At 71.1% G+C, this 21,361-nt stretch carries 1 protein-coding gene (running past one end of the window); it reads right to left on the bottom strand.

Going from position 1 to position 21,361, the window contains the following annotated elements; translation table 11 throughout:
• A protein-coding gene (locus ACZ5SK_RS34040; RefSeq protein WP_468576857.1) for a scabin-related ADP-ribosyltransferase crosses the window boundary here: on the bottom strand, nucleotides 1–21,361 show its 5' portion. Its footprint begins 6,440 nt before the window's first position; only the first 21,361 of its 27,801 coding nucleotides appear in the window; the start codon lies at nucleotides 21,359–21,361; its stop codon lies off the left edge, out of view.

Below are 21,361 nucleotides of genomic sequence, written 5' to 3'. Positions count from 1 at the left end.
CGCGCTCCCGCGTCCACAGCGTCGCCATACCCCCGTCCACCCGCTTCGCCACCCCGTCCGGGCCTCCCACCCGGACGGCGACCGTGAACTCGGCACGGTGCTTGCGGATCGTTCCCTTGTACGTCCGGGCTTCGGAGTGCTCACGCTTGTCGGAGATCTCGGTGACGTTCTCGGTCAGTCCGTAGCCTTCGACGACGGGGCCGAGAACGCCCATCGTGTCCGTGGTGTTGCCCACGCCCAGCGTGAGGCCGCCACCCCAGCGCCTGGTCACGCCCTGCCCCGAGATGTGCTCCTCGCTGATCGCGTGGGTACGGGTGGCAGTGCCTTCCGCGTTGGGAAGATCCCGTACGACGACGTTCTCGGCGATGGCCACGGCGACCTGGGTCCTTCCCCACCGGCCCTTGAACGGGAAGGATCTGCGGAGCACCTGACCGCCGAACAGCTCCGGCGCGTGCCCGGGAAGCCGGTCCAGCCAGCTGCGCAGTTCCCGCGCCACAGGGTCGTTCACCTGGAACTCGCTGCCCAGCACACCTTCGACAGCTTGCAGGACGCCGGAGCCGACGCCGGTGAACTCGGCGTGCAGCATCTCCTCGGTACGCCATTGCCCGGCGCCCTGCGCGTCGTCGCGCTGCGCGACGGTGTCACGGGTGCTCCGCGCGGGCGAGGGCCAGGCGAGCGTCACCGGTACATGGACGATGTCCTCCTGTGCCCTGGCCCTGCTCCAGGGCCAGCGGCCGGGCTTTCGCACCGTGACCCGGTATGTCACCGTATGCCCGGCCCGCGTGACCGGAACTCCGGTCTCCGTGACCTCCGTCCTGGCCCCGCGTTCGGTCTTCGCGGCCAGGTTCGTGTTCCGGGCGTTGACCAGGCCGGCGATCTGCCCGGCGATCTGCAGAAACGGTATGGGTATGCGGGCCCCCCACGGTTCGAGGGCCGGTGGCTGGCGCTTGACCGACGCACCGCGGTCCTCCACCGTGTGGGTCCGGTTGAACTCGAAGTCGTCGGCGCCCGACGTCACCCCGTGCGGCGTGCCGAGGCCCACGGCCTCCACCACCACCTGCCGCCCTCCGTTCGCACGGGCGCTGAGGTCGACGCTGTACCCGCCGTCCAGGGTGCGGTGGAAGTTCTCCCTGAGCCGCTCGTCCGAGAAGGCGTTCTCGATCAGGCCGTACGCACCGCGGTGGGCGGCGGCCGGCCCGATCATCCGGACGATCGCGGTGCGCAGGTCGAAACCGTCGATCCCACCCGTCACCTTGGGCCGGTCAGCCCGCGCCCGCCGTACCAAGTCGACGGGGTCGAGCGGGTGGTGGCCACGGCCGAGCACATCCTCCAGGTCGGCCTCGGCGAACAGCGTTCTCAGCGTCTGCTGGTCGGCTTCGGCGGAGGCGGATTGCGCGGGTGCGGATGCCGGCTGCGGGAACTCCGCGTGCGCCGGTTCCTGCGGCGGCTCGTGTGTGGCACGGCCGGAAATCCCCTGTCCGGTGTGCTGTTCGTCCGGGGCTTCGGCTGCGGCCGGCGCCTCACCCGCGGCGTCCACCAGCTCCACCCGCGAAGACGCCGGGGAGGCCTCCGTCGCCGCGGTGTCGGTCCGCCGCAACCGGTGACCGGCGAGCCGCGGAACCCCGTGCAACGACTCCTCCACCACCCGCACGCCCCGCCCGACCACACGTCGCGCGGTGGCTTCCACGTCCAGAGAGCCGTCCTCGTGCCCCTCTGGCACGCCCGGCAGCACGGCCCGGGTGGTGTCGTCGCCGGGCGCTTCGCCGACCGTGCCGGGCCGGGCCGGGCGGCTGACGTACGCGTCGGCGTCGGCTTCCCACTTCTTCCCGGTCGGAAGGTGGGTGAGGAGGAAGCCGGCCAGCAGGCCGTGCGCCGCCTCGCCGGTGAGCTCGTCGATCCGGAACTGTCCGACCAGTTCCTCGGGGCCCTCCAGTTGTACGGTCCGGGTAGGCGGTGCGGAACCGGCGCCGGGGTCGATGCCGATCCTCACTCCCAGACCGTGCGGCAGATGCCCGGTGCTGTCACCGCTCGCGTACACGTCCGTGGCCGTGTCGGCCTCGTCGTCGCTGCTCCAGATCTCCGTCGCGTGGATCTCCTCACCCGTCGGTGGTTGACCGGCACGTTCGTTGAGTCTCCTGATCGCAACCTGCAGCAGGAGCGGATTCTCGAGTACGGGAAGGCCGGGCCCCGGAGCCCGGTGCCCTACGGCGGCCCGGTAGACACCGCGCGCGAAGGTGGCGCAGTTGAACGTGACCACGTTGTAGGGGTGCTCCCGGTGCGCGGCGATGTAGGCATTCGCGCTGTTGAGCTGTTCCGCGGTGAGGTCGACGGTGAACTTACTGGTCGCCTTCTCCGGCCCGTACTGGGTGGTGCCGATCCCTCCGGCCACCGTCTTGAAGGGCGCCTTCACCATGTTCATCAGGCCGCCGTTGGCCAACGGGTTCTCCACAGCCCCGAAGGAGTACGCCTTCCACTGCTCGCTTCGCGCCCCCGACTTGTACAGGGCGACCCACGCGTGACCGATCGACCGCAGGGACCGGCTCCGCACCTGGATCTGCATCCGGTACGTGACGCCGCGGAGCGGCAGCACCGCCTCGCGCAGCGTGCCGGTGGCGCCGAACCGCCACTCGGCCGGTACGCCCTGTCCCGACCGGGCGGTCTCTCTCACGCGCACCAGGTGCCCGGTCAGGACGCCGGAGCTGTCGCGCAGCGACTCGACGGCCACCGAACCGGGACCGATCTCCTCCCCGTCTCCGCGCACCACCCGGGGAAGAGTCCCGCCGTCCTCCTCGTAGCGCAGGAACCAGCCTGTTCCAGGCAGCCGGACGTCCGTGGCCTCCACGTTGAAGGCTGCGTGGAGGTGCCAGCGCACGTCCCCCGCCTGATCGGTGATGGTGACGCCACCGCCAGGCCGCGGGGTCGGCTCCAGGTGCGTCACCGCTTCGGACGTCGCGGCGTCGTACAGCTTCACCTGCTGCACCTCGCCCCGCTGGGTCACGGCCATGATCTCGACTCCGGGAAAACCTGCCGAGTCCAGGGACACCCGGATCTCCTGCGGAAGGGCGAAGGCCTGCGACCGTACGGTTTCGGTCAGCGTGCCTTCGTCACCGACGACGAACTCCTTGCCAGTGCGCGTGTCCCGGATGACGAACGCACGACGGGGATCGGCGCTCGCCCCCGGCTCCAACACCACCGAATGGACGGCAAGATGCCCCGTCTCCTCGTCCCCCGCCGCGCGGAAGGCTGTGAACTCCCCCTGGGAGTCATGGGTGACGTGGATCTTCAGCCCCCGCAGCTCCGGTGGCGCCTCGTGCAGGAAGACCTCGTGCGAGACCACTTCCCCCGCGCCCCCGAACACCGTCCGCAGCCCGGTCGCCCGGTGCACCACCGCGCGACCGCCCGGCCGTTCGGGATGCACCAGGAACCCGTCCACGGTACGGCCCGCCGGGTCCTCGACCGGCCCGGCCGCCTCCAGCGCCCGCCGCGCTTCCATCCAGAGATGCTGCTGCGCCTCGGTTCGCAGATCCGTCAGTGTCGCCCGCGGCTCCAGCCTCCAGCCGGAAGGGTTCTCCGAAACGACTGCCGGGTGCGTCGGCACGCCGGCCAGTTCCCGGGGGGAGATCTCCGGAGCGAGCAGCGGCCACAGGGTGACCTCTGCGGGCAGGCCCTCGGCGACCCCCCTCGGTCTCGGCTGCCACAGCGACCGCGACCCCCACGCATCCCCGGACGAGCGTTCGGGCTGCGCGTACGGCTCCGGCTCCTCGATCGGCGAACCCATGCTGTCCGGTTGCTGCGGCTCGGGCAGCACGACCTCGCCGAAGTCCTCTTCGGACTCCCCGCTCCGAGGCGTCCCCTCACCCCGCCCCGACGCATTCTCCCGGTGTCCGGCCCCGTCGACGGCCTCCTGACGGACGCCGCGCCGCGTGCTCTGGTCAGCACCGCGCACGTCCGGGGAAGCGTTCGAGTCGTTCCGCACCTCCAGCAGGTCCTGGAGAGTGGTCACACGACTACCGCGGGCATCAACCCGCACTTGCCGGCCCGTAACCCGGTCGGTGATAAGGAACCCGCCGCCGTTCGGCCGCGGCTCCACCTCACGGTCGGTGACAGGGACGCCCCGTCCGTCCAGCAGTTGGACGTCGACCGAGTGCGACCGCCCCTGGTGGCGCGCGCCCTCCACCACCCGGGACGTCTCCGAGGGGTTATCGTCCAGGAGATCCGTCTGGTCCTGCTCACCGTGCCCGGACGCCTCGTCCTGCCCGGAGTGCTCATCGTCATCCCCGCTGTCGCCCGGAGCCGCGCTGGTCTCCCCGAACTGCCGGCCGCCGGCGGCGTCCACCCGGCGGTCCTCCCTCAGCGGGCCGTCTTCGGACGGGGGTGCGTCGGTCGGGTGCATCGGCGCCTTCCCACGGCCCGGCACCGCGCCACCGGACGACTGACCGACCTGCGGCAGCACCTGACGGACCAGCACACCCCGGCTGTCGAAACCCCACTCCGCCACGGCACCCTCGAACCGGCCCGCCAACGGAACGGTCACCCTCAGACCGTCCGGGAACCGCGCCAGCCGCCCACCCTCGACAGGAACACCCTCACGGTCCACCACCTCCAGCGGACCCCCGATACCCGCCGCCTCCCGCAACCGCACCACATGCTCGACACCCGGCAACTCCAGCTCCCGGTACTCGAACCGACCACCGGAATCCAGGTGAAGATCACCCCCGACTCCCCGCACAACGAACCCACCCCCCTCACGCGGCAGCACCACACGGTCCACCACCACCTCACCCACGCCATCCACCAACTCCAGCCGCGACGAAGCCGGCAAAACCTCCGTCGCCACCGTGTCGGTCCGCCGCAGCCGATGACCCGCAAGCCCCCGAACACCATGCAACGCCTCCTCCACCACCCGCACCCCCCGCCCCACAACACCTCGCGGCGACTGCTCCGCTTCCCACTCCAGGCGGGTGATCTCGTCCCCGGTGCTGTCGATCCGCGCCACGTTGCCATTGGTGCGGTCGTAGCGCCAATACTCACCGTTCGGTGTCCCGTCGTCGGTTCGGACGGCGAAGGTCTCCTCCAGTACGTCGCCCGTCCTGGAGTCGACCACGATCCGCTCCGCCGACTCGGTGGGGAGCGTGGTGGGCACCAGGGCCACAGCGTCGCCGCCGAGCGGCTCGGCGCGCAGCGGCAGCCGGGACGGCTCGCCGTCCATGCCGAGCAGTTGTGGCCGCCCGCCCGGACGGAACAGGTCCACGCGCAGAAGACCGAGGCCCTCGGCCAGTGGCTGGTCCATGGCGACCGGTCGGCCGTCGGCGTAGTAGTGCAGCCGGCGGGCGCGGTCGTTCTCCTGGACGCTGAACTCGGCCATGCGGCCGACCCGGAGATCGTCCGGCGCCTCCTGGATGGTGAACCTCTCGGCCGACAAGGGGTCGCCGAGCAGTTCGAACCTCCTGATGATCTGCCCGTCGCCGTGCCGTTCGTGGTGAACAGCGACCTTCAGCCTGCGCAGTTCCGCAGGCCCGAAGCCTGGCATCGCCTCGTGGTAGGCGACCTCGTGGGCCGGTCCGCGGAACCGGGTGACCAGGCCGGTGAGCCGGTGGCCGACCGCATGGCCGTCCACCGTCGGCGTGATGGTGAAGTCCTGCGCTGTTTCGAGCGCCTCCTGCGCCTGACGCTGCCTCGCCGCTCGCGACAACCGCCGGCCGGTCCGCTCACCCACGTGCGCGACGAGCGCCCGTCGCGCGTCGTCCAGCGGGTCGTAGGCCGCCACGCCCGGGCCCCGCACCAGTTCGTCCGGGAAGAGGCCGTCGTCCGCGACGTGGTCGCGCAACTCCCGCTCGGTCAGCGGAGCCAGGTGACGGTAGCGTTCCCAGTCGTCGTGGTACTCGAAGGCCAGCTCCGAGCCGTTGCGAAGATGCTCAGCCGTACCGGCCCAACGCTCGGCCGCCTGCAGCACCTCGTGCAGCGTGTGGTGGCCGGCCGCCAGCATATTGCCGGCGACGGCGAGACGGAACCAGTTCAGGTCGAGCCCGGCATCCCAGGCGATGTTGGCGCGTGCGGCCAGGTCCAGCAGCGACCAGGTGGAGCCGGAGACGCCGGACATGATCAGTCCGCCGCTCTGCTGCCCCGTCGCGTGCGGGCCAGAGAGGAAAGTCTTCTCGTCGTAAGGGGTCGGCCGGCCCTGCTCGTCGATCGGCAGGTGCCGGGCGGCGTGAAGCTGCTCACCGCCGAGCCACGCCTCACCGTCCTCTGTCCATGAGCGCTCCCTGTCGCTGAGCGGGACAACTTTCGGGTAATCGACGTGGCGCGGCTCGGGCACCTCCGGATACGCCTCCTGCCACAACTCCCTCCTCTCGCCCAACTGCTTCGCCGTGGGCTCGACCCAACCGTCCAGCCCCGCCATCACGTCGGCCTTCATGCCTATGTACAGCAGGACCATCTGCTCGCGGATGTTGCCGCGGTACGCGACCTCTTCCAGGGCCTGGAGATCCCGGCCAACGCCTCCGACCACGTACCCCTGCTCCGCGTCGACACCGAACTTGTGGCGCTGATCGGGGTTCGCCTTCTCCCAGGCGATGCGGGCGAGAGTGGCAACCTGCCGCCGCGCCTCGGGGTGCTGCACCAGGTAGGCCCCGAGCCTGTGCTCGAAGCGCTGGGCCGCGTGCTGGTAGGCGAGCCGCTCCATGTCGGCCCCGCTCGCGGGGGCGAACTCGGCCGGTCGCGGTTCCTCCCGCCGCCCCGTCCCAGGCGTCACAGGATGTTCCCTGAGACGGTCGAGGAATCCGGCGCGGTCATTCTCGAGAGCGGCCGCCACCTGCGTGAACTCCGGGTCCTCGCTGGTCAGGACCTGCGTGAGCGGCCTTGCCGCGCCGTCCGGCCCGGCCGCGGACAGCTGCCCGTCCTGCTCCGGCGCTGTGTTCTCCTCGGGAGGAGGCGCGGGCTGCGCACGCACCTGGAACGCCCGCAGCGCGGCGGCGACGTCGGGGTCCTCATCGTCGTCGTGCGAGATCTCCTCGGCGACGGGCTGTTCGTCGAGGTTCGGTTCCTCGATCGCCTCCGGCGTCGGTTCGAGCCCCATCCGATCGCGGAACGCCCGGAAGACGGCGGCGACGTCCGGGTCCTCCTCCTGATCGGCCTGCGACAACTCCTGCTCGGGCGGGGTCGGCTGCGAAGCGTTCGTCTGCGGCGCCGCCACCTCCTGGTGGTCCGCCGGAGTGGCCATCGCGTTGTCAGGCGCGCCGTACCCGGGCTGCCGCGTGCCGGGCCGCTCGAAGAGTGTGCTGGGCGACACGCCGTCCTGCTCCGGGAGTACGACCCGCACGCCGCCGTCGTCCGTGGTCTCCAGCAAGGCGTGGTCGAACCGGCCGCCGAGGAAGACGACCGTCCTGCCGTCGTCGCCGACACGGAGGGCGATACCGGCCCGGTAGTCGAGTTTCCAGTGCGTGCCGGGGATCTCGGCGTCACTGTCCGGCGCGGCGACGATCTCCTCCAGGAGGTGCCCGGTCTCGGCGTCGACCACGGTCCGCTCCGGCGGCGCGGCGTCGGGACGCGTGGGCAGCAGGGCCACTCGCTCGCCGCCCAGGCTCTCCACCCGGTACAGCGACGAGGGCCTGCCCGCCGGGTCCAGCAGTTCCGGCAGGCCGCCCGGCCGGAGCATGTCGAACCGCAGATACCCGGACCCGTCCGCGAGCGGCTGATCCTTGGCGATCGCCCTGCCGTCGGCGAGGTAATGCAGCCGGCGGCCGCTGCCCGTTTCCAGATCCAGGACGCTGAACGCCGCCTGCCGGCCCTCCCGCAGGCCACGCGGGGCCTCACGGATCTCGAACCGCTCCATCGCAGCCTGGTCGCCGCGGAGTCGGAATCGCGGGGCGATCCTGCCGTCCTCCTGCCGGAGGTGATCGACGGCCACCTTGAGCCTGCGCAGTTCAGGGGGCCCGAAGCCCGGAACGGCCTCGTGGTACACGACCTCGTGCCGCTCGCCCCGGAACCGGGTGACCTGGCCCGTGAGCCGGTGGACGACCTCATGGCCGCCGTCCGCCGCGGTGATCGTGAGGTCCGGGTTCGCGCGGCTTCGCCGCCGCCCGCCCAGATGGTCGGCCAGGGCATGGCGCGCGTCGTCCACCGGGTCGTAGGCCGCGACCCCCGGGCCGCGCACCAACTCGTCGGGGAAGAGGCCCTCCGGCGTGACGTGGTCGCGCAGCTCCTGCTCGGTCAGCGGGGCCAGGTGCCGATAACGCTCCCAGTTGTCGTGGGTGTACGCGAAGCCCAGGTCCTCGCCCAGCGCGCGGTACACCTTGTCACGGGACAGCACGTCGGAGCCCTGCAAGATTTCATGCAGCGTGTGGGCACCGGCCTGGAGCATGGTGCCCGCCAGCCCGAGCCGGACGTACTGCAGGTCCAGGCCCGCGCTCCAGGCACGGTTGGCCGCCTCGGCGTACCGCAGCAGGAGCCAGATGGTGCGGGAGGCTCCGCCCATGACGAGTCCGCCCGCGTCCTGGGCCGTCACGTGCGGGCTCCGCTCGAAGGCCTTCGCGTCGAACGGTGTCCGATGCCCGTCCTCACCGGTCGGTAGGAAGGCCGTGCCGTACTCCTCCTCACCGCCTGTCCACCGGCGCCCGTCGTCCGTGAAGGCCCGTTCCCGCTCACTCAGCGCAATGATGTCCGGGTAGGTGACACGGCGGGGCTCCGGAACGACGGGGCCCTGATGCTGCCATCGCCGCTTGAAGTCCAGCTCCGCCGGAAGCTGGTCCAGGTCGATGTCGGCGCCCAGGTGGGCCACCTCGCCCAGATGGTCCTGGAAGAGGAGGCTCTGCAGGGCACGCCTGAGCAACGCGGCCTGCTCGCGGATGTTGCCGTCGTACGCCACGGCCTGCAGGTCGCTGTAACGCTCACCGACGCCGCCCACGAGTGACGGCTTGTCGGAGCCGAACGCGACCCGTTCCCCGCGGGGAATCCGCTCCCAGGCGACGCGGGCGAACTTGGCGATCTCGTCCTGCACCCTGGGATGCTGCACCAGGTAGGCACCGAGCCTGCGCTCGAAGCGGTCGGCTTCCCGCTGGTAGGCCAGCCGCTCCAGGTCCTCTCGGCTCGCGGGGGCGTGCGCGGCCGCCGCCTCGGGGGCGTGTGTGCCGGTGTACTCGGGATGCAGCCAGGCGACGCTGCCGTTTCTCGTGCCGGACCGCTCGAACAGGACCCGCGGTCCCTGGCCGTCCTCGCCGGGTCGGAGTACCCGCAGCCCGCCGTCGTCGGCGACCTCGATCAGTCCGTGGTCGAGCTGACCATCCACAGGCATGCCGTCCTCGCCCTGCCGAACAGCCGTTCCGGACTGGAAGTCGAGCTTCCACTGGTGGTAGCCGAGGAGCCGGGCACGCTCGCGCGGCACGGCGACGGTCTCTTCCAGCACCCGCTGGATTGCGGTGTCGACCAGGAGACGGCCCTCCTCCCGCCCCGCCGCATCCGTGCGGCTCACCGCGATCCGGCCGTCGTCCAGGACCTTCGTCCGCAGGTCCGGGCTTTCGTCCGACATCACCTGGGTTCCCACAAGTTGCGGCTCCCGGTTCTCACCGCGCCGCAGGAACAGCGGTTCCCGCGCGACCAGTGCGGGCTCGCCCGCCGCCGCGAGACGCAGCGGCACGTCGTGAACCACCAACCGGGCACCCCGGCCGTAGTGGTACCGCACGCCCGTTCGGGAGTCAGTGACGGTGAACTCGACGCCCAGGTCGGGTGCCACGTCCTCGGGCGCGGGACCGATGCCGAACCGCTCCAGCGCGGCTTCGGGGCCGTCCAGTTGGAGATTCGTCGCTCCTGAGACGTGCCGTACGACGAGCCGCAGATCACCGAGCTCCGCCGCGTCCCCACCACCCAGCAGCGGCAGTTTCTCGATGCGCGGCTGGCCGTCCAGGTCGAAGGTGTACAGCGCCTTCGCGCCGTTCCTCGCCTCGGGCACCGCGACTTCGACGGTCAGGGCGAGCGCGCGCGAGAACTCCGCCGGTACGTCGATCCGCTCGCCGCTGCGCTGGTCGACGAGGCGCAGCGCCTCCGGCGCCCCCAGGGGCGCGTCGATCCGCACCGATCGGTCGCCGCCCGGCAACGCGATGTGGAAGCCGAACGATCCGGTCCCGACCGGCAGCAGCGTGCGCTCGGCCGCGATGTCTCCCAGCGATGGGCGTTGGAAAAGACGTGTGGAGTGGAGCCCACCCAGCAGATCGAGGGCGCCATCCTCATCGGTGACCACCGAAGCGTTCGAGGAACCGTCCTCGGCGACGGGGCGCCCCGTCTCGTCCAGGCGCACCGCCGAGGAGCGCTGGTGATCGATCTCCCAGAAGCCGGTGGTCTCCCCTCGCCTGTCACGGATCGCGACGGTCTCCTTCAGCAGCTCGCCGGTGACACCGTCGACTTCCAGGTGCTCGAGCGAGCCGGCCGGTGCGCCGAGACGCACCAGCTCCACCCGGCCGCCGTCCAGCGCACTCGCGCTCCAGTCCTGCGACGGCATACGGCCCGCATCCAGCACCTTGGGGGCCTCGCCCGGACGGGTCACGTCGTACAGTAGGCGTCCCGGACCACCCCGCATCCGGACCTGACGCTCCATCACGACCGCGGTTCTGTCGACCGTGTAGCTGTGACCGTGCACGTCGTCGACGATCTCGAGCCATTCCCTCGGGTGCCCGCTCAGCTCATCCGGGGACCGGGCGTAGAACCGCGCGTTCGCCCCTTCTCCAGGCTCACCCGCCAAGTCGGACCACGGCGACTCCTCCCCGTCCTCCTCCACCTCCCGGTGGACGACGACCTTCAGGGTCGCCGTCTCCGGCGGCGCGTCCGCCAACCGGTACTCGCGCGACGCCCATTCGAGCCTGCCGTCGACCAGGTTGAAGGTGGTGCGCAGGCCGGTCGCGTCATGCACCGCGGCGATGCCACCGTCCTCCGACGAGGTGAGGGTGAAGCCGTCCACCTGTGCCCCCTGCGACGGCTCGGAGGCGTCGAGCCACTTCCGCGTCCCACCGGCCGCGTCCTGGAGCAGCTTGTCGTAGGCGGCGTTCCGCTGCTCGACCGCCCTGGCGTAGTCATCCGACGGCACACCGGTCGCGGCCGACTGCGCCCTGGAGTCCACGATCAGTTGCTCGACATGCGCCAGGTCCGGGGTCTCCCCGTCCTCGTCGAGCCCGTGCGCATCGGGCTGCTCGGCGGCAAGGCCGGCCGGAGTGTGCGCACCGGCCTGTGTGCCTGCCCTGAACGGCTGCTCCTGGCCGTCGGCAGATCCCTCCGCCGGCGCCTGCGCGACTCCCTGCGAGGACGAGCCGTCCAGGGCGGCCGTCGGGGCCACCGCCTCGCGCGCCGTCCCCGAGGACTCCGCCACGACCTCGTCAGGGCGGGCCTGCGGGACGTGGTGGCGAACGCCGGACGGGTCATCGGTGAGGACGTCCGCTTCGTGTGTCCCGGCATCGCTGACGGTGCGGCCGTCGACGGCCGCCTCGAGTCCGTCGGCGGCCGGCAACTCCTCCGGCCCACGCGTGTCCTGCGCAACCGTCGCCTCCCCGGCCGGGTGTCCCGCCGCCCGCTGGGGCGAACTCGCGAAGAGGTCTGCCAGCGTCGGCGTCGGGTTGCTGATCGTGATGACCGCGCGGCGCCGGGCGGCCGGGCCGTCGGCGACGCTCGTGCCGGGCGGATACTCGCGGCCGCGGGAGATGACGACGACCGGGAAGTCGGAGGCATGCAGCTCGGAGGGTGCTCCTGCCGCCGCCAGGTGCCTGCGCAGGCTTTCGGTGAACGCCTGGGACACCGCCTCCGCGCGCTCCTGGCCCCGTCGGACGGCCCGGCCGTAGTGGGGCCGTCCGAGCAAGGTGCCGTTGCCGTGACCGTTGATCGACACGACGGGCAGCGGCCGTCCCCGCTCGAAGGCCACGACACCCGTCTGGGCCGTGCTCGCGGCGAGTGCGTCGATGGCCCGCAGGGCGTCCGCGGAGAGCTCGTCCGAAGCCCGGTCGAAGAGAAGGTGCCGGGTGACCGGCTCGGCGGACCGCGCCTGCCGTGCCGCGCGCTCGAACTGGTGCTCCTCCGAGGTGCGCGCATCGCTGCCCCGCGACACCTCGGCGGGTACCTGCGTGACACGGCCCTCGGTGCCCGCTTCGTTCTCGTCGTACACCACGGACAGCGGCTGTCCCGTCTCGGTGCCGATCCGAAGGGCATGGCCGGTCTCCGGCGGCACCAGGTCCGGGCGCTCGGGGACCGGCTCCGGCGGTACGCCGAGACCGGTCACCGGTGCCGGCCCGGCTGCGACGGCGCGGTCGGGAGCGGTGGTCTGCGCGCCGAGTGGCGCCCCGGCCGCTGCTGCTTGACGTGCGTCGGTCTCGGCGGTCCGGGACCGGGAGCTCTGCGCGGCCGGTGCGGACGCGACGGAGCGTTCTGCCAGGTCCGAGCGGTTGGAGACCGGATCGAGGGCGCGCGGTGCGGGATCGGCGAGTGCGGTGTGGCCGGGCGCGTCCTCCCGCCCGACCGACCGGATCCGGTCGAGCATGTCGAGGACCCGCGACACCTCCGGACTCGGCTGCCCTGCACCCAGTGCCTCAGTGATCCGGACGTGCATGTCGGCGGCGAAGCCGCGGTATTCGTCGCTCCTGTCCGGGAGGGCGGTGCTGCTGCCGATCTTGAACTGGTAGTCGTTGAGTATCTCCGCACGCCTGTTGAGCAGTTGGCCCAGCGATCGTCGGACCACGGGTGACGCCCCTTGCACCGCGGGGATGAGGTGCTCTCCGAGGCCGACGAAACCGGAGCGGACAGCGAACCGCTCCTGCATGTGCTCACGGTGGATCCGGCCCAGTTGCCGGTCCGCGGTCCTGCGCTGCCCCCGCAGAGTGGGCTGCGCCTCGGTGAGGCGGTAATCCACCGGCCTGGGAGACGGGTCGCTGTTGACGAACCCCTGGTATTCGTCGTACAGCGACTGCATGATGCGCGCCTGCGTGGCCCAGGGACTCACATGGTCGCGCACGAACACGTCGATGGCCGACCGCTTACCGGCCCGGTCGTCGATGCCGTTCTTGAGGTGCTCGGGGGCGTGCTGGTCGAAGTAGGCCTCCACCTGCTTCTTCGACAGGTACTTGTCCCCGGGGTCGCGCAGCCTGGGGTTGTCGTATTGGGCCGCGACGATTTCCCGGAGAGTCCTCGCCATGCCCTCGTATCTGACGGGAGTGACGAAGCCGGTGCCTTCGGTGAAAACGGGATACCCGGGCATGCCCTTGTTCGGGACACCGAGCTTGACGCGGAGTTCGCTGGTGGGCCGGACATCGCCCCAGGCAGGGGGACGGTCCTGTGTCTCTCCGTCCGTGTAGGTGCGCAGCGAACGGGGCAGCGCCGTCTGTCGGAGCAGTTCCAGAGAGCGTGGATTTCTGATGCCGAACTGGTTGGACGCGTACGGCTTGTCGACGTTGAGGTCGTCCGGGACCTCGCCGGGCGCGTACTCGGAGGGCCCGGCCTGTTCCTCGGTGACGGCGCCGCGCGAGATCTCGTTGGCGGTGCGCAGCGGCACGAGAAAGGACCGGATCATCGGCTCCGCAGCGCCGTCGGCCTGGTACTTGTCGATCCACTTGATCTGGCGCAGGGGCTGTCCGAAGCTGACCCAGAAGACCTTCTCGGTGTGGTCGTCGGCCCCGGTGTGGATCTGCACGAGGCCGTCTTCCTCCTGACCGACGTCCTTGAACCGCGGTGGGTCGCCGGCCTCCAGTGCGTCGCCGAACACGGCCGAGTACACGGGCACATACGGTTCGCCGTCGATGACGACGGCCTCGGGGATGTCGCGGTGGATGAATCCCGCTCCCCTGGTGGCCGTGACACGGCTCGCGCTCAGGTAGTCCGCGCCGGGGATGGCCATGGCGGGTCGATCGGTGTCGAAGGTGTTCAGAGCGCGGTGTGCGGCGTTGACCGGCTCGTCGGCGTACTGCGTCTCCGGCAGATTGTCGATCAGCTGCCTCGTCTCGCGGATCCAGGCCGCCCGGTGCTGTCCGGCGACACCGTCCAGGAACGTGCCGATGCTTTGCCGCAGCAGCTCGGGATCGGGGTGGGGCCTGATCACCATGTTCTTCAGTTGGTCGCGGAACTGCCCGAACCGCCGGCGTTCCGCGGGATCCACGGGGGTCCGGCGGGCGCTCCTGGTCTTTTCCCTGGCCCTGGTCGACGAGGACTCCGCCCGGGTGTCGGCTGGGGCCAGGTCCGTCAGCGGGTGGTCGCGGACGACCGGGCCGGAGTCCACGGCGTTCTCGATGGCGGCCAGGTACTTCTCCGGAACGCCCGGGGCGGGCGCCTGGACGACATCGGCCATGATCCCGGCGCTGTCGGACTTCGTGGTGGTGTCGCGGAAGACCGACTCGACCGCGTGATAAGTGTCCGGCAGACCGGTGAAGTGGCCGAACTCGTGCAGGCCCAGCAGGTCGTTGAGCTGCCGTGTCCCTGCCGGCCCCGCGGGGGCGAGCTCGGGGTCCTCGCTGTGCATGCGGAAGTGCAGCTGGTCGGAACGGCCGGGCTCGGGCGACATGCTGAGCTCGATCGCCTCGGGGTGGTCCGGGACGTGGCTGAGATGGAGATCGATGTGGAGCTGGTCGCCGGAGCGGGGAAGCCGCAGGCCGGTGTTGAAGTGGCCGTCCAGCGCCTGCCGCCAGCGTGACTCGAACTCCGCGAGCCGGTCCGGAGGGAAGCCGTCGCCGAACCGCACCGGCAGATGCAGGCTCAGGTTACGCACCCAGCGGCCGTCCTCGGCCTGGATCCGGCGTACCCACGTGCGGATGAGGGTGCTGCTCCCGGGCAGTGTGCCGTCGCCGGCAGGCCGGCCCCGTTCGGGATCGAAGCGCTCGGTCCGCAGCTCGCTGCCGACCGCGTCGGCCCGGCGGTGCCGCCACTGCTCGGGCCGCACCGGATCCGACGCCGGAAGCACCAGTTCCCGCGGCGGGCCACCCACGCCGTCCCGTTCGGCCGCTGCCCCGGCCGGCGCCTGCGAGGGCCGTTGGCCCCCTGTACCCCCTGTACCCAGGAGACTCCTGACCGTAAGGCCCTCACGCCGGCCCCTGGCCAGCCGCTCGGCCAGCTTCATGCCCTCGTATGTCCCCTGGCCGGGACCGCCGTGTTGGTGGATCTCCTGCGCCACTCGCATGGTGTGCCAGTACTGCTCGGGATCGCGCTTGAACAGCGTCGGACTGATCAGGCGGTTCCCGGCCCAGCGACTCAGGTGTTCGTCGACCACCACGTCGAACGGGTTGTGGGCGCGGGTGACGAAGACGGCGTCGTCCCAGAGGGAGTGGGACTTCCGGATCGTCATCCGCGCCAGCTGCTCTGCGAAGCCCCGCAGTTCCTCAGGTACCTCCACGGGCCCCGACACCGGTGTCTCGGCGGCCTGTGCCCGCTCCAAGATCCGCTCGACCTCCTGGGCGGTCACGGGCCTGTTCACCTCGGTGTTGACGGAGGCCGGGTCGAAACCGCGGTTGGAGATCCACTTCCCTCTGATGTGCTCGTGCTGCGCGTCCTTTATGTACTGGACCCGCTTGATGAACTGCGGGCGGACACCACCGGGGAAGGCGATCTCGTGTTCATCGGTGTGCGGGTTCCCGGTCGTCGAGACGTCCGGCTCGTGACCGGACTCGTCGGACTCCAGCTCATCGAACCGGTGGTCCTTCAGCGTCTCGTTGACGTCGATACCACCCGGAGCGTGGATCTCGTACCTGAACTTCGCGCGGTGTGCGTAGTGGTCGTCCTTCGACGTGCTGACGAACATCGAAGGGCTCCACGCGACGACGTATCGCACCAGGTCGCCGTCCGCGATGCCTCTGGGCGCGAAGCCCTCCTTGAAGACGACCTTCGGCGGCCTCAGGTCGTACCGCCACAGCGGTTCGTAGGAATCACGCCAGACGACGCTCGCGGGACGCAGGGCCGTGAGGTCCAGGGTGCGGTCGACGGCCGCCGCGAGCCGGTCCGGCACGATCAGCGACTGGCCGCGCAAGGCTCCGTCCACGTCGAAGTACCAGCGCAGCCGCGTCTCCTCCGCCCCCGGCACCCGGACGGTCACCGCCGTACCTCCGTCACCGGTGCGCCGGATGTCCGCTCCCTGCACCGGAGAACCGTTCCTGTCGATCAGCCGCGGTGCGGTGTCGACACCGGACGGGGTGTCGAACCGCGCGATGTGGCCGGTGCCCGGTATCGGCACGTCCCGGTGCGTGAAACCGCCGTCCGCCGCGAAATGCAGTTCCTGCCCGGCGCCGGTCACGACGAAGGTCGCGTCAGTGCCTGCCCGCACAGAGCGGTCGGGCAGCGGAAGACCGTCACGGTCGACGAGCTCCAGCCGGTCCGGGGTCGCGGAGGCCGCGTCGCCCGGCACCCGCGTGATCCGCGCCCCGTGCTCCGACAACGCCAAGACGCCCCGCAGGGGCCGCCCCGGTGATGTCCTGGCGTCGGACGTCGAAGGCGAACCCTCCCCGGAAGACAGAGCCTCGCGGACGTCGGCCCGCTGTCCGGAGGGCGTCTCGGCCTCCTTTAGCCGGGGCGGGCCGGCCGCGGGGGTCAGGTCCACGATCGGGGGTGCGGTGGCACCACCCTGCAGGCTCTCCCGCACCGCACCGACGCCGCGCTTCGCCGCCAGGGCCTCGGCGACCTCGACGGCCCGTGCGATCCGGTCCGGGGCGCCCGCGTTCTCGTGGAGGGTCTGTGCCACGCTCATGGTGGACCAGAACTGCTGCGGATCACGCTGCCGCATGCCCTCCCCGGGGCGGCCGAGGACCGGCGGGAAGGGGTTGTGCTGGGCGGTGACGCGCGAGGCCTCCGTCCAGAGTCGGCGCGCCACCGGCTCGTCCAGTTTGCCGAACTGCTGCTCCGCGAACCGGCGCAGTGATGCGTCGGGCGCGATGTCGCGGACCTTCTCGTGCGTCGACGCGGACTCTTGCGCTCCGGTGGTGGAGCTCCGGTCGCCCTGTTGTGAGGAGGGGCCGTCCAGTTCCGTCCGGGGCCGGTCGGCGATCCCGGAGACCGGCTGCGGTACCGGGTGCGGGGCGGGTACGGGGCGCTGCCCGTCATGGAGCGCGGTCTGCTGCTCGGGAGGGCGGTGCGGGGACCGGGTCTCGTCCGGGGTGGAGGGGACCGCCGGTCGTGCGGTTTCGGCGGCTGTGGCCGCGGTGTCGGGCGTCGTGTCTTCGAAGGCCGGGTGGGGGGCGTTCTGCCCTTCGTCCGGTGTGCTGCCCGAGGTGTTCTCGTGGTCGGCGCCGCCGCCAGGGCCCTCGTCCCGGAACCGGGCCACAGCCGTGTCGACATCGCCGTCCGGACCGCTGGTGTGCCCCTCACGCTGCTCCGCCACGGTGACCGGCTGTGTCGGCGTGGTCGGGTGCTCGGGCTGGGTCGCCGAGAAGTCGTGGGCGGGCTTCGAGGCTGCCTCCTGGTGGTCGAGCTCCACGAGCGTCCGCTCGAGGTCCGCGACGTCGGGGGCGCGCGAGGGCAGGGTGGCCCGGTCGACGCGCGGACCGGCAGTCGGCACCGACGGCAACTCCGTGTCGGGTGCCGGACGGGATCGCTGTGCCTGTGTGACGTCGGACCCGGGCCGGGACGTGGACGCCTCGACACGCTGGAGCCGCGCCTGCGGGGACGGCTCGGTGTTCCTCTGGCCGGCCGGCGCGTCGCCCGGACGGACCAAGGGGCTCACCGGTGCGCTGGGCGTGCCCTCGATCTCGGAGGCGATCCGGTCGACTGCCTCGTCGGGCAGCGGCACGCGCGGCTCGGGCGGGACCGTGGCATCGGGCCTGCTGCCGCCGCCCGGCACGTCCAGCCGCGGATCGGGCCGGCCGTCGGTCGACGGCTGCGGCCGGGTGGTCGGCCGACTGGGCAGGCCGTCCGGCTCGACGGTGTGGGCGCGCGGGAAATCCGCCTTGACGGGGGGCACCTCAGTGGAACCGCCCAGCCCATGGGTGGGGGCATTCGGCCCGACCTCGGGCCCGGCGGTGGGAGCGCTGGGCAGTCCATCGAGCTCGTCCAGAGTGAACGAAACACGCTCTTCGGGCTCCTGACGCAGAACCTGCTCTTCCTCCCGCAGCGGACGGCCCACCCAATCAGAGGAGGCACTCGGCCCGACCTCGGGCCCGGCGGTGGGAGCGCTGGGCAGTCCATCGAGCTCGTCCAGAGTGAACGAAACACGCTCGTCGGGCTCCCGGCGCAGAACCTGCTCTTCCTCCTGCCTCCGCGCGAGTTCCTGCTCGTCCCGCCGGGAGACGCCTTCCTGGACCAGTCGGTCCAGCCTGCTCTCGGAGCCCGTACCCCCCGACCCAGTGCCGCCGTGACGGCCGGTGCCGGATCCGGGCCGGTCCGGGCCCGGCGCCGGCCGTTCGATCTCCTGCTGGAGTTCGCGGCGCAGGGCCGCGGTGTTCTCGTCGTGGGTCCGCGCCGTCGTCAGGTGTTGCTGCGCCTGATCCAGTTGCCGTCGGGTCTGCTGTACGACCTCCTCCGGCGCACCGGTCCGGCGCTGCTGGGTGAGCCGGTCGCGCAGCTGGGTGACGTCCTGCTCGTGGGCACGGACCTGCGACAACCGCTGCTGCTCGGCGCCCCGGCGCTGCTGCTCCCGGTCGGCGATGTGGTCCCTGAGCTGCTGTTCCGCGGTCCCTGCCGCCTGCGGGCTGCCGGCCTCCTCCATCCGCCGCATCAGCTCGACCTCGCGCGGATCCTGATACGCCCCGTTGCCGCGCAGCTCCTCGAACCGCCGCATGAGGTCCGCGTGAGCCGCAACGGCACTGCCGCCGTCCTGCTGACGCAGCCGTTCCTCCAGCTGCCGCGTCTGCTGCTCGATCTGGCGGTCGGTGTGCCGCTTGAGCTCGAGCTGGACCCGGCGGGCCTCATCGGGCGTCCGGGCGTTCTCCACCTGCCGCACCAGATCCACCCGGTGGGCGTCCGCCTCCGGTGCGCCGCCCGGGTGCAGGATCGTGCGCAGCTCGGCCAGCCGCCGTTCCACCGGTGTCCAGTTGTTGAACCTGGCCTGCTCGTCAAGCGCCTGCCTGCGCTCCTGCGGTGTCGTCGCGTCATCGACCCGCCGCTGGAGGACGCTCTGCTGGTGCACCCCCAGCTCGTGGATGACGCGGTCCCGCTCCCCCGGGCTCGCCGCGTCGTCGAGCTGCTGCCGCAGCTCCGCTGCGCGCGGATCCTGCGGCGTCCCGCCGTTCAGGCCGTCGAGCCGCAGCAGCAGATCCTCGCTCGCCGCCTGCGCCCGGGAGTCCTCCTGGCTGTGCAGCCGCTCGGTGAACGCCTGCTGCTGCGCCTGTATCTGACGGTCCGTGTACTCCTTCAGGCGTTGCAGCGCCTCGCTCGCCTCCTCCGGGGTCCGAGCGTTCTCCACCTGCTGCACGAGTTGCTGACGCTGTGCGTCGTCGGTGGGCGGCAATCCCTCTCGCAGGGTGGCCAGCTGCCGCTCCTGGGGCGTCAGTTGGTTGTGCGCGCCCAGGTCACGTAGCGCCTGCTCGTGCTGCTCCGGCGTGCTCGCGTCCAGCACCCTCTGCAGTAGCTCCTGCCCGCGGTCGTCCGGCAGCGCCCGTTCGCGCAGCGCGTCCAGCCGTCGCTCCAGCTCGGTCCGGGCTGTGCCCTCGCGTACGTCGTCGAGCTGCCGCCGCAGTTCTCGCTGTTCCTGGAACTCCTCGAACGTCTGACGGGCCTGAGAGGCCTCCTGGGGCGACTGCGCCGACTCCTCCTGCGCGATCGTCCGGCGTCGCATGATGTCGGACTCGGGATCGGACTGGGCCAGCTGGTCCAGGCGCTGCCTGACCTGCTGGTGCCACTCCAGGTCACTCTGCAGCGCCTCACGCACGGTCGAGTCGCTGACCGCTGTCAATTCTCGGCGCAGCTGCTCCACGGCCGGGTCGAAGGTAGGCGAGCCGTTCCTGGTGACCGCCTCCACCGGAAGGTGACGTTCAACGAAGTCGGTGTACTCCTTCAGTCGGCTGTCCAGCAGGACGGGGTTTCCGGTCCGCTGCGCCTGCTCCACGGCGTCCACCTGGGAACGCCAGGCGTCCTGGTTCACGCCCAGGTCGCGCAGCCGGGAGAATCCGCTCTCCACATGGGTACGGAAATCCGTCAGCCGTTGGTCGAGGATCTGGTGCTCGACCGTCGTTCGCATGTCGTGGAGGCGCCGGGCCGCCTCGCCCCAATCGCCTGCGCGGGACGCCTCGTGAACCGAGTCGACGTGCTGTCGCCACTGGCTGTCGGGCAGCCCAGCCGACTGCGCGATCTTGGTCAGCTCGTTCACACGGCGTTGGACCTGCTGCCGCAGCAGAGGCGGCGCCCCGCTCGGAGCTGGAGGAAGGTCCGTGACCAGCGAGCTGGGCGACGGGTCGGGCAACTCGGACGCGTCGAACGGCTTCGGAGCGTCCGGCAGGTCGAGGTGTTCCTCCTCCGGACGCCGGCCGGCCGAGTGCTCCTCGGGTACCTGCCCCAGATGGTCCTGCGGCGCCTGCCCCGGGTGCTCGGGCGTGCCCGGCCCCCCTGTCCCCGACAGCACGTGCTGCAACATGTCCGGTGTGAACGGCTTGTCGACCTCGGGCACCTCGATGTGCTCCGAGGGCCGCCCGTCGCGCAGGGTGTGGCCATGGTTGAGAACTCCGCTCAACCCTCCGGAGCCGGTGCCCAGCAAGAGATCCTGGTCGGTGCCGAACACGAGGTTGCTCAGCTCGGTCGTGCCCAGACCGGTCAGACTGCCGTGTGTCACATTGCCGAGGAAGGTCTTGGAGAACGCCGGACCCAGGTGGCGCATGAGCTGCCCCAGCCCGCTGCTCACACCCCCGCCGAGCGCGGACATCTCGAACGCACTGATGGTGGCGTTCAGATCCCAGTGTGTGCGGTCGCCCTTCAGGAACTGGATGAGCTGTACGGCGACATCCATGCCGACCTGCATCACGATCGACGTGACGACCCCGATGAACAGCTCCCGCAGGACCGTCTGGATCGCGAACCGGCCCGCCGCTATCACGGCGGGAATCGCCGCCGAACCGAACAACGTGGCCGTCAGGTAGGCGATTTCCGCAGCCATCCACGCCAGCTGCAGGATGATCATGTACTTCGCGTACTCGATCTCGAGCGCGATCTCTTCCGCCATCTGACCGAGCTGGGCGGCCGACGTCACCATCACGGGCAGGGTCGAACTCAGCTGGTAGACGAACTGCCCGAACTGCTCCGCCGGCGCGCCGGCCAGACTCTCGAACGTCGCGGCGGTCGCCGGATTGAGCTCACCGAGGAGCTGGTTGATCTCCTGGGCCGTCGCGTTCCACACCGCACCCAGTTCGGCGAGCTTGTCCTCGTCCCCCGTCGGAAACTCCTGCCCGACGGTGATCTTGGCGATGGGCTGGAATTCCGGTGGAATGTTGATGCTCAT

It is taken from the genome of Streptomyces sp. NPDC031474, from assembly GCF_055581185.1.
The sequence above is the reverse complement of the archived record's forward strand: the minus strand, read 5'-3'. Positions and strand labels throughout refer to the sequence as shown.